20 protein-coding genes are annotated in these 22,109 nt (G+C 73.1%); 12 read left to right on the forward strand and 8 right to left on the reverse strand.

Features of this window, described 5'->3' with window-relative positions:
* The first annotated feature begins 147 nt into the window (after positions 1-147).
* The 6 genes from AMK13_RS11155 (at position 148) to AMK13_RS11180 (ending at position 8,945) form a co-directional block, all read left to right on the forward strand.
* The gene (locus tag AMK13_RS11155; RefSeq protein WP_143204523.1) at positions 148-2,772 is read left to right on the forward strand and encodes a hypothetical protein; all 2,625 of its coding nucleotides are present in this window, start codon (positions 148-150) and stop codon (positions 2,770-2,772) included.
* A 115-nt stretch (positions 2,773-2,887) separates the two neighbouring features.
* On the forward strand, positions 2,888-3,919 hold the full coding sequence (gene pstC, locus AMK13_RS11160; protein ID WP_049661130.1) for a phosphate ABC transporter permease subunit PstC: 1,032 nt from the start codon (positions 2,888-2,890) through the stop codon (positions 3,917-3,919).
* A gap of 64 nt (positions 3,920-3,983) precedes the next feature.
* On the forward strand, positions 3,984-5,231 hold the full coding sequence (gene pstA / locus AMK13_RS11165; RefSeq protein WP_074002011.1) for a phosphate ABC transporter permease PstA: 1,248 nt from the start codon (positions 3,984-3,986) through the stop codon (positions 5,229-5,231).
* A gap of 38 nt (positions 5,232-5,269) precedes the next feature.
* Positions 5,270-7,075, forward strand: coding sequence for a phosphate ABC transporter substrate-binding protein PstS (locus AMK13_RS11170; RefSeq protein WP_079272017.1), 1,806 nt, complete (start codon positions 5,270-5,272; stop codon positions 7,073-7,075).
* Positions 7,072-7,995 carry a sortase gene (locus AMK13_RS11175; RefSeq protein ID WP_079272018.1) on the forward strand — a complete coding sequence of 308 codons (924 nt, stop codon included), beginning with the start codon at positions 7,072-7,074 and terminating at the stop codon, positions 7,993-7,995. The genes AMK13_RS11170 and AMK13_RS11175 overlap by 4 nt, the downstream gene beginning before the upstream one ends.
* 23 nt (positions 7,996-8,018) lie before the next feature.
* Positions 8,019-8,945, forward strand: a complete 927-nt coding sequence (locus tag AMK13_RS11180; protein WP_079272019.1) for a phosphate ABC transporter ATP-binding protein — start codon at positions 8,019-8,021, stop codon at positions 8,943-8,945.
* Between the two features lie 28 nt (positions 8,946-8,973).
* On the opposite strand, the gene AMK13_RS11185 is transcribed toward AMK13_RS11180, so the two are convergent.
* Entirely contained in the window at positions 8,974-9,819 is an 846-nt protein-coding gene (locus AMK13_RS11185) for an HAD family hydrolase (protein WP_074002012.1), read from the reverse strand.
* A gap of 161 nt (positions 9,820-9,980) precedes the next feature.
* Here AMK13_RS11185 and AMK13_RS11190 point away from each other — a divergent pair, with 161 nt between their 5' ends.
* A complete protein-coding gene (locus AMK13_RS11190; RefSeq protein WP_074002013.1) occupies positions 9,981-10,187 on the forward strand; it encodes a hypothetical protein in 207 nt (68 codons plus the stop codon).
* 29 nt (positions 10,188-10,216) lie between these two features.
* On the forward strand, positions 10,217-11,104 hold the full coding sequence (locus AMK13_RS11195; RefSeq protein ID WP_074002014.1) for an LLM class flavin-dependent oxidoreductase: 888 nt from the start codon (positions 10,217-10,219) through the stop codon (positions 11,102-11,104).
* Between the two features lie 47 nt (positions 11,105-11,151).
* Here AMK13_RS11195 and AMK13_RS11200 read toward each other — a convergent pair whose 3' ends face one another.
* Genes AMK13_RS11200 through AMK13_RS11215 form a run of 4 tightly spaced genes read right to left on the reverse strand, consistent with a single transcriptional unit; the run spans position 11,152 to position 15,020 of the window.
* On the reverse strand, positions 11,152-11,679 hold the full coding sequence (locus tag AMK13_RS11200) for a hypothetical protein (protein WP_074002015.1): 528 nt from the start codon (positions 11,677-11,679) through the stop codon (positions 11,152-11,154).
* Positions 11,676-12,287 carry a hypothetical protein gene (locus tag AMK13_RS11205; protein ID WP_074002016.1) on the reverse strand — a complete coding sequence of 204 codons (612 nt, stop codon included), beginning with the start codon at positions 12,285-12,287 and terminating at the stop codon, positions 11,676-11,678. The genes AMK13_RS11200 and AMK13_RS11205 overlap by 4 nt, the downstream gene beginning before the upstream one ends.
* Positions 12,284-14,566 (reverse strand): hypothetical protein, encoded by a 2,283-nt coding sequence (locus AMK13_RS11210; RefSeq protein ID WP_074002017.1) that lies wholly within the window; start codon positions 14,564-14,566, stop codon positions 12,284-12,286. Before AMK13_RS11210 ends, AMK13_RS11205 begins: the two co-directional genes overlap by 4 nt.
* 13 nt (positions 14,567-14,579) lie before the next feature.
* Positions 14,580-15,020 (reverse strand): hypothetical protein, encoded by a 441-nt coding sequence (locus AMK13_RS11215; RefSeq protein ID WP_074002018.1) that lies wholly within the window; start codon positions 15,018-15,020, stop codon positions 14,580-14,582.
* A gap of 214 nt (positions 15,021-15,234) precedes the next feature.
* Here AMK13_RS11215 and AMK13_RS11220 point away from each other — a divergent pair, with 214 nt between their 5' ends.
* The 4 genes from AMK13_RS11220 (at position 15,235) to AMK13_RS11235 (ending at position 18,815) form a co-directional block, all read left to right on the forward strand.
* The gene (locus AMK13_RS11220) at positions 15,235-16,212 is read left to right on the forward strand and encodes an ABC transporter ATP-binding protein (protein ID WP_049652877.1); all 978 of its coding nucleotides are present in this window, start codon (positions 15,235-15,237) and stop codon (positions 16,210-16,212) included.
* On the forward strand, positions 16,196-17,095 hold the full coding sequence (locus AMK13_RS11225; RefSeq protein WP_074002019.1) for an ABC transporter permease: 900 nt from the start codon (positions 16,196-16,198) through the stop codon (positions 17,093-17,095). Before AMK13_RS11220 ends, AMK13_RS11225 begins: the two co-directional genes overlap by 17 nt.
* Positions 17,096-17,104: 9 nt before the next feature.
* Entirely contained in the window at positions 17,105-18,022 is a 918-nt protein-coding gene (locus AMK13_RS11230) for an ABC transporter ATP-binding protein (protein ID WP_049652871.1), read from the forward strand.
* Between the two features lie 76 nt (positions 18,023-18,098).
* Positions 18,099-18,815: an ABC transporter permease gene (locus AMK13_RS11235; RefSeq protein ID WP_049652868.1), complete on the forward strand. Its 717-nt coding sequence runs from the start codon at positions 18,099-18,101 to the stop codon at positions 18,813-18,815.
* Between the two features lie 89 nt (positions 18,816-18,904).
* Here the strand turns inward: AMK13_RS11235 and AMK13_RS11240 are convergent, their stop codons facing one another.
* The 3 genes from AMK13_RS11240 to AMK13_RS11250 form a co-directional block, all read right to left on the reverse strand.
* Positions 18,905-20,146 carry a CynX/NimT family MFS transporter gene (locus AMK13_RS11240; protein WP_074002020.1) on the reverse strand — a complete coding sequence of 414 codons (1,242 nt, stop codon included), beginning with the start codon at positions 20,144-20,146 and terminating at the stop codon, positions 18,905-18,907.
* 64 nt (positions 20,147-20,210) lie between these two features.
* The gene (locus tag AMK13_RS11245) at positions 20,211-20,933 is read right to left on the reverse strand and encodes a FadR/GntR family transcriptional regulator (RefSeq protein WP_049652863.1); all 723 of its coding nucleotides are present in this window, start codon (positions 20,931-20,933) and stop codon (positions 20,211-20,213) included.
* 307 nt (positions 20,934-21,240) lie between these two features.
* Positions 21,241-22,086: an HAD family hydrolase gene (locus tag AMK13_RS11250; RefSeq protein ID WP_049652861.1), complete on the reverse strand. Its 846-nt coding sequence runs from the start codon at positions 22,084-22,086 to the stop codon at positions 21,241-21,243.
* Positions 22,087-22,109: the final 23 nt, after the last annotated feature.

Genomic DNA, 22,109 nt, shown 5'->3' on the forward strand with positions numbered 1-22,109 from the left:
CGTCGCGTTGTGGTCTCGTACATCTGGTCGACCGGATCCCGCCATGTCCGGCTGGCCGAATAGTACGCACGGAACCGTCCGTCCCCAGCGCGATCGACGCCCTCGTGCCGCCTCCCTCGGCGGCCCGCATCTCCCGGAGGCCTCGCCATGAGAAACCGCGTACCCGACCCGAGAGGCCCAGGGAGGTGGCGCCGTCGACTACCGGCCCTGGTCCTCGCCAAGGCCGTGGTGGCGGCGCTCGCCGTCATTCCGATCGGGTTGGGCGCGGCGCCACAGGCGCACGCCGACTCGGCGGTGACCGTCCCGGGCCCGAAGGTCTGGATTCCGTCCGCCAAGAAGTACGGCACCGAGGGCAGCGTGACCGTCTCCCAGACGGCGAACCTGACCAACCAGGTCCTCCAGGTCTCCTGGAGCGGCTTCACCCCGACGGTCTACCTGGGCACCAACGATCCCGCACCGACGGCACAGTCGCTGTCGACCCACATCCTCTACGCGGTGCGGATCTACCAGTGCCGGGGCACCGACCCGGCGGTGACGGACTGTTACGGCAGCACCCTCTACGGCGGCGACCGGACGAAGGGCTTCGAGCAGCCGCCCCGGCCGACGCGCACGGAGGTGCCGGAGTGGCCCACCAACCAGGTGATCGCCGCCACCGGCCCGGACGGCTCGGGCAGCGCCTCGATCGAGGTGTGGAGCGCGAAGGAGAGCTCCACGCTCGGCTGTGACGCGACCCACCCCTGTTCCCTGGTGGTCGAGCCGAACTACGGCGGCGACCCGCTGGACCTCTTCCAGGTCCTCGACGGCAAGGCCGACTGCGAGTTCCACGACCTGGACGCCGACCCGGACGGCTACACCGCCGCCGACGGGATCATGACCCCCGGCAACCAGAACTGGAAGACGGGCAACCGGACCAGCGAGCAGTGCGCCTGGCAGCACCGGACGGTGGTCCCGCTGTCCTTCGCGCCCACGGCGGACTCCTGCACGGTGAGCAACCAGGCCTTCGGTGCCGCCGGTCTGGAGATGGCCAACCGGGCCATGCAGCAGTGGCGGGCCGGCCTGTGCCTGGGCGACTCGCCGATGACTGTGGGCTACGTCCCCTCCGGTGGTGAGCCGCAGGCCCGTGCCGCGTTCCTGGGGGGCAGCAGCAGCACGGAGGTCGCGCTGACGGCGCGGCCCGACCGCTCGCCGCCCACCCGTCCGTACGTCTACGCCCCGCTCGCGACGACCGGCATCTCGGTCACGTACCTGATCGACGACCCGAAGACCGGTCGGCAGATCCGCGACATGAAGCTGAACGCCCGGCTGGTCGCCAAGCTGCTCACCCAGTCCTACGCCTCGCCGGGCATGAGCATCCCCTCCGTGGCCGGCAACTCGACCTGCCTCTACACCGACCCCGAGTTCAAGCAGCTGAACCCGGAGACGGCGGCCAACGGGATCCACTGGCCGACGAGCTGCGGCGGCACCCTGACGGTCTACCCCGGTGTTCCCGGTGGCACCACCGACTTCACCTACCAGCTGACCTCGTGGCTCGCCGCCGATCCGGACGCGAGCCGCTTCCTCGACGGTGAGCCGGACCCGTGGGGCATGCGCGTCGACAGCTTCTACCTGAAGCCGAAGTTCGCCGGCTACCCGGCGGAGGCGTTCCAGGTCCAGGACTACTCCGGGCCCGCGCAGGGCAGCGCGGGAGTCGACTTCAAGCACTGGAAGCAGTACGAGTGGAATCCCTCGCTCGACGGTCTCGGGCGGGTGGCGCGCAACCTGATGCAGTACCAGCCGAACTGCCAGCAGCCGAACAGCGAGTCCGACGGCAGCCACAAGCCCTGTTTCACGCAGATCCCCGGCGTGCGCTCGCTGCTCGCCATCATGGACACCGCCCAGGCCAAGGCGTTCTCGCTCCCCGAGGCCTCGCTGCTCAACCCGGCCGGCTCCTTCGTGTCGCCCGGCACGGCCGGCTTCCAGGCCGCCGTCGGCGACATGCCGACCGACGCCGCCACCGGGGTCCAGCAGCTGCCCTACGGCACGCCGGACACCGCGTTCTCGCGTGACCAGCGGGCGTACCCGCTGACCGCGGTGCAGTACGCGATGGTGCCGACCGGCGGCGTGCCCGCCGAGAAGGCCGCGTCGATCTCGCAGTTCCTCAAGACCGTGACCACCGACGGCCAGACCTACGGCCTCGCGCCGGGGCAGCTCGCCCAGGGCTACCTCGCGCTGACCGGCGCCCAGCGGCAGCAGGCCCAGGAGGCCGTGCAGCACGTCGCGGCCCAGGACGGCAAGCTGCCCGGCAACCAGACCGCCCCTCCGCCCGGCGGCGAGCCGGGCACCCCGGAGAGCGGCAACGGTTCCTCCGGCTCCGGCGGCACGGGCGACGGCACCACCCCGGTGAGCAGCTCCGGCACCGGCGGCACCACCGCCGACGGCAACTCCGGCGGCACCGGCTTCGGCTCCTCCGACGGCCTGTCCGGCGGCGGCCTCTCCGGCACCGGCTCCACCGGGACCGGCACGGCCGGCGGAGCCGCGGCTCCCGGTGCGGCCGGCGGCGCCAAGCCCGGCGCGGGCGCCGCGCCCTCCGGCAACGCGATCGCCGCGGCGCCGGTCGGCACCCCGGTGCCCGACCGTCCCGGCACCGCCCGCCTGCTGCTGCCCGTCGCGCTGATCGCCGGCCTGGTGCTGCTGGTCGGAGGACCGGCCGCGCTGGTCCTGGGCGGTACCCCGGCCGGGGCGAAGGTGCTGACCGGCGCCCGCGCCCAGTGGTCGCGACTGCGCCGCAAGTAGGAACCCGCGCTCGGCGGGGCCGCCGTTCCGGCCCCGCCGAGCGCTTTCCCTCCCGCCGAGGCAGCGCCCCGGTCCCTCACCGAGCACGCCCGTTCCCGAGCACGGAGAGCACACCATGACATCCGCCGCCGAGCCCGCGGCACCGTACGCCGGGGCACCACGCCAACCCGACCACGGGCCCGACCAGGACGTGCCCCGCACGATCACCTCCCCCGCGACCCCGGGCGACCGGGTGTTCCGCGGCGTGCTGCGGCTGGCCGGCTTCTCGGTCTTCGCGATCATGGGACTGATCGCCTTCTTCCTGATCCTGCGCGGCTCCGACGCGCTGCGCGCCGTCGGCCTGTCCTTCCTGACCGAGCAGAAGTGGCAGACCGCCGCCCACAACTTCGGCATCGCCGCCGTCCTGCCCAACGGCCTGCTGATCGCGGTGATCGCGCTGGTCATCGCCGTCCCGGTGGCGATCGGCACCGCGATCTTCATCTCCGAGTACGCCCCGGTGCGGCTGCGGGCCGCCCTGGTCTCGCTGATCGACCTGATGGCGGCCATCCCCAGCATCGTCTACGGCCTGTGGGGCCTGTTCTTCCTGCAGCCGCGGATCATCGGCTTCGTCCGCTGGCTGGCCAACCACCTGGGGGAGTACATCCCCTTCCTCAAGGTGCGGACCGGCGACATCGGCACCTCGTACACCTCGTCGACCTTCATCGCCGGCGTGGTGGTCTCCCTGATGATCATCCCGATCGTGACCTCGCTCAGCCGGGAGGTGTTCTCCCAGGCCCCGCAGGGCGAGCGGGAGGGCGCGTACGCGCTCGGCTCGACCCGGTGGGGGATGGTCCGCGCGGTCGTCCTGCCGTTCGGCAAGGGCGGGGTCATCGGCGCGGTGATGCTGGGCTTCGGCCGGGCGATGGGCGAGACGATCGCCGTCGCGCTGATCATCTCGCCGAACTTCAAGGCCATCACCCACATCCTGGAGAACGGCGCCAACTCGATCTCCGCGCTGATCGCGCTGCGCTTCGGCGAGTCGGACGCGCTGTCGCTCTCCGCGCTGATGGCCGCCGGCCTGGTGCTGTTCGCGCTCACCCTGCTGGTCAACGTGCTGGCCGGGATCGTCATCAACCGCTCGCGCTCCGGCGCCGCGACGGCGGACTGAGCATGACCGACCGTCAGTCCGCCCACAGGGCACGCAGCCGTCCGCACCGTGAAGGGACCATCCGATGACCACGCTCGACCTGCCGCCGGTCGCGGCGTCCGGGCCCGCCGGCGAGCCCTCGCCCCCCGCGTCCCCCGGGCCCGCCGCGGCCGGGACCCCGGGCCCCGAGAAGAAGCTGCGGATCGGCGGCGTCACCCGCGACGACGTCCTCACCGTGGCGGGTGCGGCGGTCGGCTCGCTCGCGCTGGACTGGGTGCTCTACGAGCGGGTGCTGCCGTTCAGCGGCGCCTTCGGCTTCCTGCTCTGCTGGTACCTGCTCTTCCTGGCCGGCTACTACCTGCTCGGCCGGCTCCAGTGGAACCCGATGATGGTGCGGGACCGGCTGGTCGCCGTGGTCGCCTGGAGCTCCGGGCTGCTGGTGGTCGCGCTGACCGCCGACCAGATCGGCTACGTCGCCAGCCGCGGCTGGGAGGCGGCCCAGCACCTCAACTTCTTCACCGAGTCGATGGAGCGCACCGGCCCGCTCGACCCGCTCACCTCCGGCGGCGCGCTCAACGCGATCGTCGGTTCGCTCGAACAGCTGGGCCTGGCCTCCCTGTTCGCCGTTCCGCTGGGCATCGCGGCGGCCGTCTTCATGTCCGAGGTCGGCGGCCGGGCGGCCCGCCCGGTGCGCACCCTGGTCGAGGCGATGACGGCGCTGCCGTCCATCGTGGCCGGCCTGTTCGTCTACGGCATCGTGATCCTCACCTTCGGCTTCGAGAAGAGCGGCTTCGCGGCCTCGCTCGCGCTCACCGTGATGATGATGCCGATCGTCACCCGGGCCGCCGAGGTGGTCATCCGGCTGGTGCCCGGCACCCTGCGGGAGGCCTCCTACGCGCTCGGCGGCAGCCAGTGGCGCACGGTGTGGAACGTGGTGCTGCCGACCGCCCGGCCCGGTCTGGTGACCGCGGTGGTGCTCGGCATGGCGCGCGGCGTCGGCGAGACCTCGCCGGTGCTGCTGACCTCCGGCTTCACCCCGCGGTTCAACGCCAGCCCGTTCGACGCGCAGCAGGTGTCGCTGCCGCTGTACATCTGGAACTACGTCAAGCAGCCGTACGACGGGATGATCGCGCGCGGCTTCGCGGCCGGCCTGACCCTGATGGCCGTGGTGCTGATCCTCTTCGTCACCGCGCGCATGCTCGGCGGCCGCCGTCCCGGGCAGCTGACCCGGGCCCAGAAGCGCCGGATCAACCGGGAGGCCCGCCGCCAGGAGGCGGCCGCCCTCGGGGGCATCGCCCGTCCGTACGCCCTCCACTCGCAGGCGAAGCACTGATGTCCAGACCAACCACCCTCCGTACCAGAGGAGTTCACATGTCCAGGGGCCTCAGTCGCTCCGTGGCCCGGCTGCTGGCGGGGACGATGTCCCTGATGCTCGCGGCGGCCTCCCCGCTGCTGGGGCAGTCCCCGGCGTTCGCGGCCTCCGTCTCGCTGAGCGCGGACGGCTCCAGTTGGGCCGGTCCTGCCATCGACCAGTGGCGGCAGGACGTCTCCCCGCAGGGCATCCAGATCAACTTCAGCCCGGTCGGCTCCGCGGCCGGCCGCACCGCCTGGTCGAACGGGCAGGACGACTTCACGGCCTCGGACGTGCCGTTCCGCTCGGGGCAGGACAGCGGGGTGGGGCAGGGCGGCCAGGCGTCCGGGACCGGAAGCGCGGAGAAGCCGACCTGGGGCTTCTCCTACGTCCCGATCACCGCGGGCGGCACCACCTTCATGTACAACCTGGTGGTCGGCGGCAAGCAGGTCCGCGACCTGCGGCTCTCCCCGCAGACCGTCGTGGACATCTTCACGAACAAGATCACCAACTGGAACGACCCGAAGATCACCAACGACTACGGCAAGCCGCTGCCCAGCCTGCCGATCACCCCGGTGGTCCGCTCCGACGGCTCCGGCGCCACCGCGCAGTTCACCCGCTGGATGGAGCACACCCACAAGGACCAGTGGGACGCCTACTGCAAGTCCGTCAACGGCGTGAGCTGCGGTGACTACACCGAGTTCTTCCCGCCCTCCGGCCGGATGACCGCGCAGAACGGCTCCGACGTGGTGGCCGGCTACATCAAGTCCCCGACCAACGTCGGCACCATCGGCTACGACGAGTACGCCTTCGCCAAGCGCAGCAACTGGCCGGTCGTGAAGGTGCTCAACCAGGCCGGCTACTACGCGCTGCCGACCGCCTCCAACGTCGCCGTCGCGCTCACCGCCGCCAAGATCCGCGGCGTGGACGACGGCACCCCCGCGAACGACCCGAACTACCTGCAGCAGAACCTCGACGGCGTCTACACCATGGACGACCCGCGCGCCTACCCGATCTCCAGCTACAGCTACCTGATCGTGCCGCGCGCCGGAGCCTCGGCACCCCCGCCGCCGCGCTTCAACAACGACAAGGGCTCCGCGCTCAGCCGCTTCCTCTCCTACGTGCTGTGCGAGGGCCAGGGCAAGGCGGACGACCTCGGCTACTCGCCGATCCCGCGCGGCCTGGTCAAGGGCGGTCTGCTGCAGACCAGGAACATCCCCGGCAACGCCAGCCCGGTCGACCCCGACACCCTCGCCAACTGCGCCAACCCGACCTTCAACTCGGCCGGGGAGCTGACCGTCCTCAAGAACGCCCCGATGCCGAGCCCCTGCGACAAGGCGGGCAGCCCGCTGGACTGCACCGTGAAGGACGGCCAGCCCGTCAAGACCGGCTCCGGCTCGGGCGGTTCCGGCGGCGCGGCCGGCGGCTCCGGCGGTGCGGCGGGCGGTTCCGGCGGCACCGGCGGGTCCGGTGGCACCGGGGGCACCGGTACCGGCGGTGCGGCGGGCGGTACCGGTGGCGCGGGTACGGCCGGCGGTGCCGGCGACCCGAACGCCGCCGGAGCGGCCGGCGGCGACCCGAACGCACCCGGCGCCGGTGACGGCACCGAGGACGTGATCGACCCGCAGACCGGCCAGGTGGTCGCCCGCGGCCGCGGCGGCGCCGCCACCGAGGTGGCCGCCAACGTGGTCGAGATCAGCGGCAAGCCCGAGGACTGGATGCTGTCCTCCCTCACCGCGCTGGAGCTGCTCGCCGTGGTGCTCGTCCCGCCGCTGCTCGGCCGCCGTCTGCTGCGCCGCCGCAACGGCTCGGGCGGCACCTCGTGACGGCCCCGGTGCTGGAGAAGCCGGTCGAGCGGAGCGCCCCGGCGCAGCCGGCCGCCCCCGCCGCCCCCGCCGCGTCCGACGCCCCGGTCCGGCCCGCCGTCTCCCCCGGGCGGCGGCGGTTCCTCCAGGGCGCCTGGGCGGTCAGCCTCGCGGCCGCGCTGGTGCTCGGCTTCGTCGGGTACCTGTTCACGCTGTCGCACGTCCAGCAGCGGCACTACCAGTCCACCGGGTACAAGACCTTCCGCGACCAGCTGGCCCGGGCGGTCGCCCCAACCGGCGCGGCCGCCGACGGCGACCCGGTGGCGCTGCTGGACATCCCGGCGATCGGCCTGCACCAGGCCGTGGTCGTCGAGGGCACCACCGGCCGGGACCTGATGCGCGGCCCCGGCCACCGCCGGGACACCGCGCTGCCCGGCCAGCGCGGTGTCACCGTGCTCTTCGGCCGCGGCGCCACCTTCGGCGCGCCGTTCGCCGACCTGTCCAAGCTGCGGGTCGGCGACAAGATCGAGACCACCACCGGCCAGGGCAAGTTCAGCTACACCGTCAACGTGTACGGCGACGGCGACCACCCGATCGTCGACCCGGCGGCCGGCAACCGGATGGTGCTGGTCACCGGCGACTCCGACTGGATCCCCGGCTCCACCGTGCTGATCGGCGCCCGGCTGGACGGCGACCCGGAGCAGAACCCCGGCCGCCGGCCCGCCACCGTCCCGTACGACAAGGCGCTGGCCGCGGACAAGGGCGCGCTGGCCACCCTCCAGCTCTGGTCGCTCGGCCTGCTCGGCGCGGTGGCCGGCGCCCTGGTGCTGGCCCGGTACTGGCGGCGCTCGGCCGCCTACCTGAGCCTCGCGCCGGTGGTCGGCGCGCTGCTCTGGGCGGTCTACGAGAACGCCGCCGCCCTGCTGCCCAACCTCTACTGACGCGCGCCCGGAGGACCGTTCCGATGACCGACGCACCACTGACCGACACCCCGCAGGCCGAGTTCTCACCGACCGACCCGGTCGCCGACACCATCACCCTCCCCCCGGTCGCCCCCGACCCGTACGCGGACCAGCCGTACGGGCAGGACGCGGACGGCCACCCCGACGGCGGGCCGCTCGCCGGGCTGGAGACCCGGGAGGTCTCCGCCTGGTTCGGCAGCCGCAAGGTGCTGGAGCGGGTCTCGCTGGCGATGCCGGCCGGCGAGGTCACCGCGCTGATCGGCCCGTCCGGCTGCGGCAAGTCCACCTACCTGCGGATCCTCAACCGGATGCACGAGATGGTGCGCGGCGCCGCCCTCGCCGGCGAGGTGCTGCTGGACGGCGACGACGTCTACCGGCCCGGCCGCCGGCCCGCCGAGGTGCGGCGCCGGATCGGCATGGTGTTCCAGCGGCCCAACCCGTTCCCGGCGATGTCCATCCAGGACAACGTCTCCAGCGGGCTCAAGCTGGCCGGGATCAAGGTCTCCAAGGAGGAGCGCCAGCACCTGGTGGAGACCAGCCTGCGCCGGGCCGGGCTCTGGGACGAGGTGTCCACCCGGCTGCACACCCCGGGCGGGGCGCTCTCCGGCGGCCAGCAGCAACGCCTGTGCATCGCACGGTCGTTGGCCGTCTCGCCGGACATCCTGCTGATGGACGAGCCGTGCTCCGCGCTCGACCCGACCTCCACCCGCCGGGTCGAGGAGACCATCGCCGAACTGCGCGGGCGGCTCACCATCGTGATCGTCACCCACAACATGCAGCAGGCCCAGCGCGTCTCGCAGACCTGCGCGTTCTTCCTGGCCACCCACGACACCCCGGGGCGGATCGTCGAGGCCGGGCCGACCGGGCAGATCTTCGGCAGCCCGCGCGACCAGCGGACCTCGGACTACGTCAACGGCCGCTTCGGCTGAGCACCGACCGGCTGGAGGAGCCCCGGGTTCAGCCGAGCCCGAGCAGCTCCTCCAGCACCGCCGCGACGCCGTCCTGCTCGTTGCTCACGGTGTGCAGCGGCACCGCCGCCAGCACCTGCGGGTGCGCGTTGGCGACGGCGTACGCGGTGCCGGCCCAGGCCAGCATCTCCAGGTCGTTCGGCATGTCGCCGAAGGCCACCACCTCGCTCCGGTCGATCCCGTGCCCGGCGCACCAGCGGGCCAGCGTGCTGGCCTTGGTGACGCCGGGCGCGCTGATCTCCAGCAGCGGGATCGACGCGGAGCGGGTGATCTCGGCCAGGTGCCCGGCCGCCGCCCTGGCCTCGGCGAGGAACTTGTCCGGGTCGAGGTCCGGGTGCTTGGCCAGCAGCTTGAACAGGCCCCGGACCGACCCGCCGGCCCCCAGCAGCTCCTCCGCCGGGCCGACCTCGTGCTCCATCTCGTCGCCCCACATCGGCACCGCGTAGCCGGCCTCGCGGGCCCAGCCGCCCGGGTACTCGAAGGCGAACGCGGTGCCGGGCAGCGCGGCCCGCAGCGTCTCGACCACCGCCAGGGTGGTCTCCACCGGCAGCGGGAAGGTCTCCAGCAGCTCGCCGCGCCGCACGTCCACCACCGCGCCGCCGTTGGAGCAGATCGCCACCCCGTGGCCGCCGATGTGCGGGCTCACCTGCCGCATCCAGCGCGGCGGCCGCCCGGTCACGAACACCACCCGCACCCCGGCCGCCTCGGCCGCCGCCAGCGCCGCGGCGGTGCGGTCGGTGACGGTGCCGCCGGAGCAGAGCAGGGTGCCGTCCAGGTCGGTGGCGATGAGGCGGGGCGCGGTGCGGGATTCGGTCACCGGTCCATCTTCGCCCATCGGCGCGGCCGGGGCACCGGCCCGGGTCCGCGGCCTGCGGACGCCCCCGCAGTGATCAAGCCCTTCATGCGCCGTTTCCGGCCGATCCGCCCGTACCCGGGGTGCTCGGCCGACCACGGCGGGCATGACTGCCCACGGCAACCCCGTCGGCAGGAAGAGCCATGCCCACACGCCAGCTCCGTGACCAGCCGCCCCCGCCCGCCCGCCCCGACACCCGCGACCCGCAGGCCACCGAAGCGCCGCGGGCACCCGAAGCCTCGCGCGACCCGGTCCTGCTCGGCGACGTCCTCTTCCACACCCTCGCCGACCTCGCCCGCCGCACCTCCGCCCCGTCCCTCCCCGCCCAGCGCACCCGCCCGCACCCGTGACCGCGCCGCGCGGACGTAGGGTCGGGGGCATGCGACTGAGCACCGTGATCCTCCCCGTCCACCGGTGGAGCGAGGGGCAGAAGACCTGGCGGCGGGCCGAGGAACTCGGCTTCCACACCGCGTACACCTACGACCACCTGTCCTGGCGGTCCTTCCAGGACGAGCCCTGGTTCGGCTCGCTGCCGACGCTGACGGCGGCCGCCTGCGCCACCGAGCGGCTGCGCCTCGGCACGCTGGTCACCTCGCCGAACTTCCGGCACCCGGTGACGCTGGCGAAGGAGCTGATCACGCTGGACGACGTGTCCGGCGGGCGGGTCACGCTGGGCATCGGGGCCGGCGGGACGGGCTTCGACGCGACGGCGCTGGGCCAGGAGGCGTGGTCGCCGAAGGAGCGGGCGGACCGGTTCGGGGAGTTCGTGCCGCTGCTGGACGAGCTGCTGACCAACGACGCCACGACCCGTGAGGGGACGTACTACTCGGCGGTCGAGGCACGGAACATCCCGGGCTGCGTGCAGACCCCGCGGGTGCCGTTCTACGTGGCCGCCGCCGGCCCGCGCGGGATGCGGCTGGCCGCCGAGCACGGGCAGGGCTGGGTGACGTACGGCGACCCGAAGGGCCCGGCGGACGTGCCGGTGGCGGAGGCGCCCGGCGTGGTCGCCGCGCAGATCGGGAAGCTGACGGCGGCCTGCGAGGCCGTCGGGCGGGACGCCGGGACGCTGGAGAAGGTGCTGCTCCAGGGGTCGACGGCGGAGAAGCCGCTGCAGTCGGTGGACGCCTTCGTCGACTGGGCGGGCACCTACCGGGAGGTGGGCATCACCGAGCTGGTGATCCACTGGCCGATCCCCGACTCGATCTTCGAGAACGACCTCACCGTGTTCGAACGGATCGCCACCGAGGGCCTCGCCCAGCTGGGCTGAACCGGGATCCGACGACTGACGACGAGCCGGAAGCGGCGCCGGGCGGCTCACACCACGTCGAGCCGCTCGGCGCCGCCCGCGCAGCCGAGCTGCTGCCCGGCGGCGCGCTCGGCGAAGCCGCGGGCGGCCTCGCCCATCCGCTTGCGGCCGGGCCCGTCCGGGAGGAGCTTCCCGTCCTTGCCGGTGAGCCTGAGGACGGCGCGGTAGCCGGTGCGCCGGCCGTCCACGGTGCACTCGAAGCCCACCGCGCCGAGGCTGTCGCCGCCGGAGAGCACGCCGCCGAACGACGCCTCGGCGGTCAGCAGCCGTCCGTCCCCGCCGTTGACCGAGCAGCGCACGGAGGCCGGGGCGTCGGGGGTCGCCGCCCGGTAGGTCGTCTCCACGAAGACCCGGGGGGCGCCGCCGAGCAGCCCGGTGACGGCCGGGTCGTCGAGCAGGCCGCGGCACTCGCCGTGCGACAGGGCGACGGCCGGCGGCCGGTAGGCGGTGTGGTCGAGGTAGAGGTGCCAGCCGAGCAGGCCGCCGCCGAGCAGCAGCGCGGAACCGCCCGCGATCAGGGCCCGGGGGTGCTTCACCGGCAGAGCTCCTTCGTCTTCGCCGCCAGCGCGGCGCGGGTGACCTCTTCGATCGCCTGTCGGCCGTCCGCCCCGTCGGCGCGGGCCGCCTCCCCGGCGGTGACCCGCACCTCGATGTAGCCGCTGGGCCCGGTCACGCAGTACTGGGCCGCGGTGGCGCCGCCCGGCCAGGCCGCGGACAGGCCGGGCAGGTCGAGCGGGCGGGCGTCCGGGCGGGTGGCCTCCGCGGCGGCCAGAGCGAGTTCCCCCTCGCGCCGGACGGCGGTGAGGGTGAGCACGGCGCGGCCGTCGATCCGGACGACGCAGCTCTGCTGGTCGGTGTCGCGGACGCCGGAGCTGGTCCGCTCCTCGGAGTCCTGGTCACCGGGCGGCAGCAGCCGTCCGAGCGGGGTGTCGGCGCCGGTGGGCAGGCGGCAGAGGTGGGCGGACCGGCCGGGGGGCTCGGACGGGCGGTGGCCCTGCCAGTCCCGGTAGCCGACGAACCCGGCGGCGGCCACCGCCACGACCAGCACGGCGGGCAGCAGCAGCGGGTCGTGCAGCCGCCCGGCCCAGCGGCCCGCGAGGAGCCGGGCCCAGCGGGCCGCGGGCCCGGCGCCGGACCCGCTCACGCGTCGCCCTTCGCGTTGGTGGACGAGTTGTTCGCCGTCCCGCGCGACATGCCCTGGAGCGCGCTGTCGCGGGCGCTGTTGGCGAGCCGGTCGATGTCCTGGCGGGCGATCCCGGTGCCGCTGCCGGCGTCCCGGACCGCCTGGTCGGCCCCCCGCGCGACCCGGCCCTCGGCCTCGGCGGTGTGGTTGCGGCTCTCCTGGCGCCCGTCCTCGGTGGTGTCCTTCTTGTTGGCCTCGATGACGCTGTCGGCGATCGAGTCGACGATCTGGTCCGCGATCTCGCCGCCGAGCGGGATCTTCTCGGTCACGCTGCCGATGACGGCGTTGAAGGCGTCCTTGCCGTAGCCGACGTTCTTCTCCAGCGCGTCGTTGAACTCCTTGTCGGAGGCGGCGTGTTCGTTGTGCACCTCGTCGATGCGGGCCTGGTTGAGGTAGCCGCTGACGACGCCGCCGGACTCGGCGTTGTGCTTGATGTCCGACTCCAGCCGGGCGAAGTCGGTCTGCCCGCTGTCCAGGTGGCCGCGGATGAGGGCGGTGGTGTACGCCTGGTTGGCGTTGGCCACCGCGCCGTAGGCGTCCGGGTCGCGGCCGAGGGCGTCGAGCAGCCCGGCCACGGAGGAGGCGTCGAGGGAGGCCGGGGAGCCGTTGACCGGCAGGTCGGTGCCGTGGGAGAGCGAGTTCTGCACGTCGCCGATGTACTCGGCGGTCATGTGCCCGAGGCTGCCCCGCATGGCGGCGAGCTTGCCGTCGCCCTTGATGTCGTCCAGCGCCCCGTCGTCGCCGTGCCGGCCGAAGGTGTCCACGACCCGCTTCATCAGGTCGGCCTGCTCGGTGGTGTGCCGGTCCGGGGGGACGGGGCCCGGCTCGTCGTACGGGTGGCCGGTGGTGGCGGCCTCCAGGGCGCGGCCGAAGGCGGCCGGACCGGCCTGCTTGCTCGCGTCCCACACCTTGGAGTCCCGGGAGGTGGTGTCCGGGATCCAGTCCTTGTCGTGGGAGTAGTAGGAGAAGTAGTCCGAGGGCTTCGGCTTGCCGCCCTGGTTGACCGTGCCGTCCTGGTTGTAGGCGGTCGGCTGCTCGGTGAAGAACTTGTTGGCCGCGTCCGGGCTGTGCGCGAGCGCCTCCAGGATCGCCGTGGTGGGGCGGAAGCCGGAGCCCGCCTCGTCGCCGCCGGTCAGGTTGAAGCCCTGGATCTTGGAGCCGGGCATCGGGGCCGGCCAGTACCGGTCCTGGGTGTCGAGCTGGGTGACGTGCTCGGCGATCGGGTTGATGAAGTGGGCGTCGTAGTTCCCGTTCATCAGGATGCCGGAGAGCACCTGGTAGCCGTACGGCACGTAGTCCAGGCCGGAGGCCCGGTACGGCTTGTCCCAGACCGGCTGGGAGCCGGCCTTGCGCAGTGCGGCGGCCCACTCGTCGGACAGGTGCGGCTCGTTGGTGGTGCGGGTGGCGGTGGCCAGGCCGAGTCCGAGGTTCTTCTGGAGGTCCTGGTAGGCCTTCCAGCGCGGGTCCTTGTCGTCGCGGGGGTGCGCCGGGTCGCCGACCATGCTGTTCCAGGACTTGATCAGGCCGTCCGGGCCGAGGTCCTGGTAGAACGTGGTGGCGAACTTCGGGTCGTTGCCGTGCGAGGCCAACAGCGAGTTCAGCTCGGTCAGTTCGGGCTCGGTGATGTCCCCGCCCCGGGCCGCGAGCTGGGCGGCGCGCCGGCCGTCGGCCTCCGGGCCGCCGCCGATGGCCTTGCCGTTGAAGGACTTCTGACCGTCCGTCATGCTGTCGGCGCGCAGCGCCCAGGCGATCCGCTCGTCGGCGGCGGTGGCCTCGGCGACGGCGGAGTCGATCGCCTTGCGGGCGGCCTCCGCCTTGTCGCCCCACTCCTTCTGGTAGTCCCGGAGGGCCTCGTAGTCGTGCCGGGTGGCGTTGTCGGCCGGGGGCCAGCTCACGGTGCCGTTCTCGGTGACGGTCAGCCCGGCCGTCCGGGCGTCGGCGACCGCCTTGTCCAGCTTGGTCTTCGCGGCCTTGAACTCGGTGGACGCCTCGGTGAAGATCGAGGCGAAGGCGTTGGCCTCGGTGACGGCGGCGGTCAGCTGCTCGTTGGTGCGCTGGAGGCCGGGGCGGGCCTGGTCGGCGGCGGGGCCGCTCCAGCAGGCGGAGTCGACCTGGGCGATCACCGTGGTGTCCCAGTCGCCGTCCATCGCGTGGAGCTTCTGGGCGACGGTGGTCCAGGCGGTGGCGGCGGTGTCCAGGACGCCGAAGTCGGCGGTGCTGAGCTCGTGGAAGTCGACCATCTCGGTGGTCCTCTCAGTTGCCGAGGTCGTGCTGGACGGCCGACTCGTTCTGCCGGTAGTTGGCGGCGGTGGCGCGCAGCGCCTGGGTGGTCTGCCCGATGGTGCCGCCGAGGGCGGCGACGCACTGGTCCCAGGTGCCGGCGGCGCCCGCCGCGGCCTTGCCGGTGCTCCAATTGGCGAGCGAGGTGGACACCTTGGCGGTGGCCTCGTCGGCGCCCCGGCCCTCGGTGTTGAGGCGGGCGTGGATCTGGTCGGAGTTGTTCCCCGCGGTGGTGAGCGCGTTGGTGTCGGCGCTGAAGCCGCCCCCGCCCCCGCCTCCGCCGCCGCTCGCCGAGGCCGAGTTGAGCTGTGTGCGGGCCGCTTCCCGGGCGCGGGCCGAGTCGGTCAGGTTCCCGTCCGCGTCGTAGGCCCAAGGGTTCATCATCCGGTCGAACGCGGTCGCCCGATCAGACATGTCGATCGTCCCCCTCCGTGCCGGGGCGCTGCTCCGGCACCCCCGTTGGCAAAGAGTCAGGCAAGTGTGTAAAGAGATTCGACAAAGGGTACAGGTGGATTCCGCTTTTTCTAACCCCTAGGGGTGAGGGGCTCCGACGTCATACCGCAGCAGCAGACGGCCTCGTCATTCCAGCTCATGACCCGTACCGCACAAGGCCGTTACGTTTGGTCCCGTGTCCACAGCTGTCATCAAGACGGACGGCCTCACCAAGAGGTATCCCCGTGTCACCGCGCTCGACCAGCTCACCGTCGAGGTGCGGCCGGGTGTGGTCGGTCTGGTCGGGGCCAACGGCGCGGGCAAGTCCACTCTCATCAAGATCCTGCTCGGGCTCGCCCCGGCGACCTCCGGCCGCGGCGAGGTCCTCGGCCTGGACGTCGCCACCCAGGGCTCCGAGATCCGCGCGCAGGTCGGCTACATGCCCGAGCACGACTGCCTGCCACCGGACGTCTCCGCGACGGAGTTCGTGGTGCACATGGCGCGGATGGCGGGCCTGCCCGCCACCGCCGCCCGTGAGCGCACCGCGGACACCCTGCGGCACGTCGGCCTGTACGAGGAGCGGTACCGCCCGATGGGCGGCTACTCGACCGGCATGAAGCAGCGGGTCAAACTCGCCCAGGCGCTGGTGCACGACCCGAAACTGGTGCTGCTGGACGAGCCGACCAACGGCCTCGACCCGGCCGGCCGGGACGAGATGCTGGCGCTGATCCGCCGGGTGCACACCGACTTCGGCATCTCGGTGCTGGTCACCACCCACCTGCTCGGCGAGCTGGAGCGGACCTGCGACCACCTTGTCGTGATCGACGGCGGCAAGCTGCTGCGCTCCTCCTCCACCGCCTCCTTCACCGAGGCGACGGCCGTCCTCGCGGTCGAGGTCGGCGACTTCCCGGAGGACCACGGCCGCGAGCCGGGTCCGGCGGTCCGCGAGCGGCTCGCCGCGGCCGGACTGTCCGTCCAGCCCGAGGGCTCGCACCTGCTGCTGGTCCGGCTGGCCGACGAGTCGACGTACGACACCATCCGCGACGCCGTCGCCGGACTCGGCCTCGGCCTGGTCCGGCTGGAGCAGCGCCGGCACCGGGTCGCCGAGCTCTTCACCGACGCCCAGGACACCGAGCAGAGCAAGGGAGGGACGAACGATGCCGCTGCCTCCTGAGACCAGGTCCGCCGACACCGGCGTCATCCACGACATCGGCTACCGCGGCTACACCGGCCCCCGGCTCGGCCGCAGCTACGCCACCCGCGCGCTCTTCACCCAGAGCCTGCGCGCCGCGTACGGCCTCGGCCGCTCCGGCAAGTCCAAGGTGCTGCCGATGCTGGTGCTGGGCGTGATCACCGTGCCCGCGCTGATCTTCGTGGCGGTCTCGGTCGTGATGAAGCGCGACGAGCTGCCGGTCGAGTACGCGGGCTACCTCTCCATCTTCAGCCTGGTGATCTCGGTCTTCCTCGCCTCCCAGGCGCCGGTCCTGCTCTCCCGGGACCTGCGCTACCAGACCGTCCCGCTGTACTTCTCCCGCCCGATCACCCGCACCGACTACGTCCGGGCCAAGTTCGGCGCCATGGTCTGCGCCCAACTGCTGCTGATGGCATCCCCGTTGCTGGTGCTGTACATCGGCGCGCTGCTCGCCGGGATGGACTTCGGGCACAACACCGCGCACTTCCTGTACGGCCTGGTCGCGGCCGTGCTGTACGCCCTGGTGCCGACCTCGGTGGCCGTGGTGATCGCGGCCGCCACCCCGCGCCGCGGCTTCGGCGTGGCCGCCATCATGGGCTACCTGGCGGTCAGCGCCGCGCTGGGAGCGGCCGCGGTCGGGATCAGCAACCGCAGCACGACCGGCTCCGACGCCCCACAGTGGATGTCGCTGATCTCGCCCACCGACCTGGTGGAGTCCCTGGTCAACGAGCTGTTCGGGCTCGGCGACGGCTTCGACCGCCGGCACGCCCCGGGCGGCCTCGGTCTGGCGGTGTTCGCGCTCGTCGCGGTGGCCATGGTGGTCGGCTCGTACCGGCTGCTGCTGCGCCGCTACCGGAACGTCTGAGAGGGCGGCATGGCCACCATCAGCATCGACAAGGTCTCCCGCTGGTTCGGGAACGTGGTCGCGGTCAACGACATCACCATGACCATCGGCCCCGGCATCACCGGCCTGCTCGGTCCCAACGGGGCGGGCAAGTCCACCCTCATCCACATGATGAGCGGCTTCCTGGCCCCCTCCAGCGGCTCCGTCACCCTGGACGGCGCGCCGATCTGGCGCAACCAGCAGGTGTACAAGCAGATCGGCCTGGTGCCCGAGCGGGAGTCGATGTACGACTACCTGACCGGCTGGGAGTTCGTCCTCGCCAACGCCGAACTGCACGGCCTGCCCCAGCCGGGCGCCGCCGCCCGCCGGGCGCTGGACCTGGTGGAGATGGACTACGCCAAGGACCGCCGCACCGGCACCTACTCCAAGGGCATGAAGCAGCGGGTCAAGATGGCCTCCGCGCTGGTCCACGACCCGTCCGTCCTGCTGCTCGACGAGCCCTTCAACGGCATGGACCCGCGCCAGCGGCTCCAGCTGATGGACCTGCTGCGCCGCTTCGGCGCCGACGGCCGGACGGTGCTGTTCTCCTCCCACATCCTGGAGGAGGTCGAGCAGCTGGCCCGGCACATCGAGGTGGTGGTCGCCGGACGGCACGCCGCCTCGGGCGACTTCCGCAAGATCCGCCGGCTGATGACCGACCGCCCGCACCGCTACCTGGTCCGCTCCAGCGACGACCGCCGGCTCGCCGCCGCGCTGATCGCCGACGGCTCGACCAGCGGCATCGAGGTGGACGAACGGGAGCGGGCGCTGCGGATCGAAGCGGTGAACTTCCAGGGCTTCACCACCCTGCTGCCCAGGGTCGCCCGGGAGGCCGGCATCCGGCTGTACACCGTCTCCCCGGCGGACGAATCGCTGGAGAGCGTCTTCTCCTACCTGGTCTCCGCGTGAGCGCCGTCGGCAGGACCACTGTCGGCGGGACCGCTGCCGCCAGGACCGTTGTTGCCCAGGAAGGGGCCGACCGACCATGAACCCCACCGTCGCCAGGCTGACCCTGCGCGGGCTGCTGGGGCGCCGCCGCGGCCTGCTGCTGCTGGTGGCCCCCGCCCTGCTGCTGGTCGTCGCGGCCGTCGCGAGCGTGTCCAGCGCCGACCCGCACGACATGGCCAACAACATCCTCGGCGCCCTCGGCCTCGGCACCCTGATCCCGATCCTCGGACTGGTGGTCGGCACCGGGGTGATCGCCAACGAGATCGACGACGGCTCGATCGTCTACCTGCTCGCCAAGCCGCTGCCCCGGTGGCGGATCGTGACCACCAAGCTGGTCGTCGCGATCGGCGTCACCTGGCTGTTCTCGGTCGTCCCGACGCTGCTGGCCGGGCTGCTGCTGGTCGGCACCCAGGACGGCGTGGCGCTCGGCTACACCGTGGCCGTGCTGGTCGCCGGGGCCGCGTACAGCGCGCTGTTCCTGCTGCTCGGCGTGGTCACCCGGCACGCGGTCGTGGCCGGTCTGGCGTACGCCCTGATCTGGGAGTCGACGGTCGGCAACTTCGTCGAGGGCGCCCGGACGCTGAGCATCCAGCAGTGGGGCCGCTCGGTGGCCGAGGCGGTCGCGGGACAGAACGCGATCAGCTCGGACGTCTCGCTCGGAGCGGCCGTGCCGCTGCTGCTGGTGGTCACCGTCGCGGCGACGGTGCTCGCCTCGGTGAAACTGGCCGGGATGACCCTCGCCGGCGAGGAGTGAGCCCCGTACCGCACAAGCGGTGAGCCCCGGACACCTGTGAGGGTGTCCGGGGCTCACCGCCGTCCGGAGCTGTAGTGCGCGCGGTCGGTTCAGAGGGTGCGGTTGCGGCCCGCGCCCCAGCCGGCCGCGCCGACCACCAGGACCAGCACCAGCATCAGCACCAGGGGGGTCTCCCAGCCGCCGGTCAGCTGGCGCAGCGCACCCGCGCCGACCGGGCCGGCCGCCGCGACCAGGTAGCCGATCGCCTGCGACATCCCGCCCAGCTGGGCGGCACCGGCCGCGGTGTCGGTGCGCAGCACGATGAACGCCAGGCCCAGGCCCAGCGAACCGCCCTGGGCCACACCCAGGATCGTCGCCGACACCCACGCGGCGGAGACCGGCGCGACCAGCAGCATCGCGATGCCCAGCCCGTTCAGGGCGACCATGACCACCGCCAGCGCGCGCTGGCTGGTCATCCGGCCGGCCATCAGCGGCACCAGGAAGGCGCCCGCCACCTGCACCAGGTTGGAGAAGGCGAAGACCAGACCGGCCTGGCCGCGGTCCATGCCGTGCTCGGCCAGGATCGTCGGCATCCACGCGACCAGGGTGTAGACCAGCAGCGACGAGATGCCCATGAAGAGGCTGATCTGCCAGGCCAGCGCGGACTTCCAGATGCCCTCGATCGGCTTGGCCGGCGCGGCGGCCGCGGCCACCGCCCCCTGCCGCTCCTGGCGGGAGCGCAGCACCTGCGGCAGCCAGGCCACCGCCGCGACCAGCGCGAGCAGCGACCAGGCGCCGAGCGAGGCCCGCCAGCCGCCGCCGAGCGCGTGCTCCAGCGGGACGGAGGTGCCGGCCGCGAGCGTGGCGCCGACCAGCATGGTGGTCGAGTAGACGCCGGTCATGGTGGCCGCGCGGTCCGGGAACTCGCGCTTGACCAGGCCCGGCATCGACACGTTCAGCACCGCGATCGCCACGCCGATCACCACGCAGCCCGCGTACAGGGCCGCCACCGAGGGCAGCACCCGCAGCAGCACGCCCGCGCCCAGCACCAGCACCGCGCCGAGCACCACCCGCTCGGCGCCGAAACGGCGGGTCAGCCGGGGGGTGAGCGGGGCGCCGACGCCCTGGAACAGCACCGGGACGGTAGTGATCAGACCGCTCGCGGTGGCGGAGAGGCCGAAGGTCCGCTGGATCTCGCCGACCATCGGGGAGACCGCGGCCAGACAGGCGCGCATGTTCAGCGCGACCAGCACGATGCCGGTCAGCAGCAGCAGCGGATGGGCCAGCCGGGCGCGGCCGGGGAGCGGGGCAGGAGCGGTGACAACCGGCTGCTGGGCACGGGTGACGGCCATGGGTGTGCTGTTCTTTCGTGAATGTGCGGGGGAAGCGGACGGCGGAAGGGAGGCTCGCGCCGTCCTACTTCCGGGCCGCGATGGCCGCGAGCAGCTGCTCGACGGCCGCGGTCGGGCCGGCGAGCAGCGCACGACACGCCGCCTCGGCCCGGTCCGGGTCACCGCTCTCGATCGCGTCGACCAGCGCCTCGTGGGTGGCCACGACCGCCTCGGGCATGTCGTGGTCGCCGAAGGCGGAGGTCATCGCCTCGCGGACGGAGGCACCGAAGTAGCGGTACACCTCGGCCAGCGCGGGGTTGTGCGCGGCCTCGACGACGGCGGTGTGGAACTCCAGGTCGTGCTCGACGGTGGCCTCGCGGCTCGCCCGCTCGGGGTGCGCCGCGAACACCTCGGCCTCACGGGCCAGGGCGGCGCGCATCCGCCGGACGTCCTCGGGGGTGTGCCGCAGCGCGGCCAGCCGGGCGCCCTCGGTCTCCAGCGCCGCACGGACCTCCAGGACGTCCCGGATGCCGGAGCGCTGGACGCCGCGCAGCACGGACGCCGGGTCGCTGGTGGAGCGGACGAACGTCCCCTCGCCCTGCCGGGAGACCAGCATCCCGGCGTGCACCAGCACCCGGATCGCCTCCCGCACGGTGTTCCGCCCGACGCGCAGCTGCTCGGCCAGCTCGTGCTCGGTGGGAATCCGCGACCCCACCGGCCACGCCCCACCCGCCAGCTGCTCCCGCAACTGCTCGATCGCGGTGTCCACCAGGGAACGCCGCCCGGCCGCCTGCAGACCGCCGCTCATGCCGGACCTCCCTTCCCACCGCACACGCCGAAACCAGTCGTCGGTCATCCTACAACCGCTTGCCCGGTCATCCTACAACCCATCCCTGACCAGCCCCTGAACCCCCCGATCGGCCTCACCCCACCCGCCGCCGGGGGTGCGTCTCCTCCGCAGACAGCAGTTCCCCGCGCCCCAGCAGGGGCGCGGGGAACTGCGCGGGGCGGAAGGCCGCAGCGGATGGCCCGAGCGCCGGCGGTTCTCCGGCTTCGGGCGGGGTTACGGGGTGTGCGAGCCCGGGGCACGGCGCACAAGGGCCGCGCCGGAGGCGTCAGCGCTGCGGGTAGAGGTGCTCCAGGACCGCGGCGACGCCGTCCTCGTCGTTGCTGGTGGTGACGGTGTCGGCGACGGCGAGGAGTTCCTCGTGGGCGTTGGCCATGGCGACGCCGTGGGCGGCCCAGCCGAACATCGGGACGTCGTTGGGCATGTCGCCGAAGGCGATGGTGTCGGCGGCGCGGACGCCCAGGCGGCGGGCGGCGACGGCCAGGCCGGTGGCCTTGGAGAGGCCGAGCGGGAGCAGCTCGACCACGCCGGCGCCGGCCATCACCACGCCGACCAGGTCGCCGGCGGCGCGGCGGGCGGCCTCGGCGAGGGCGTCGTCGGTGAGGGCGTGGTGCTGGATGTACAGCTTGCTGAGCGGGGAGTCGTACAGCCCGCCGCGGTCGACCCGGACGACCGGCAGGTCGGAGCCGATCAGCAGCTCGTAGCCGGGGCCGGCCAGCACCTGGCCGTCGAGGCCGTCCTGGTTGGCGGCGATGGCCAGCGGGCCGGTCTCGGCCTCGATCTTCTCGATCGCGAGCGCGGCGAGCCGCCGGTCCAGGGTGAGCGAGGTGAGCAGCTTGTGCGCGCCGGCGTCGTACACCTGGGCGCCCTGGCCGCAGACCGCTATCCCGGTGTAGCCGATCTCGTCGAAGACCGGGCGGGCCCAGACCGCGGAGCGCCCGGTGACGATGATGTGCAGCGCGCCCGCGCCGGTGGCCGCGGCCAGGGCGGCGCGGGTGCGCTCGGAGACGGTCTCCCCGCTGGTGAGCAGGGTGCCGTCGAGGTCGGTGGCGACCAGCCGGTAGGGCAGGTCGCCACCGTCGGGGGAGACGGGGCTGGGGCTGGTGGTGCTCATGGGCCGTACGTCTCCCGGGAGTG

The organism is Streptomyces sp. CB02056, from assembly GCF_001905545.1.
Classification (GTDB): domain Bacteria; phylum Actinomycetota; class Actinomycetes; order Streptomycetales; family Streptomycetaceae; genus Kitasatospora.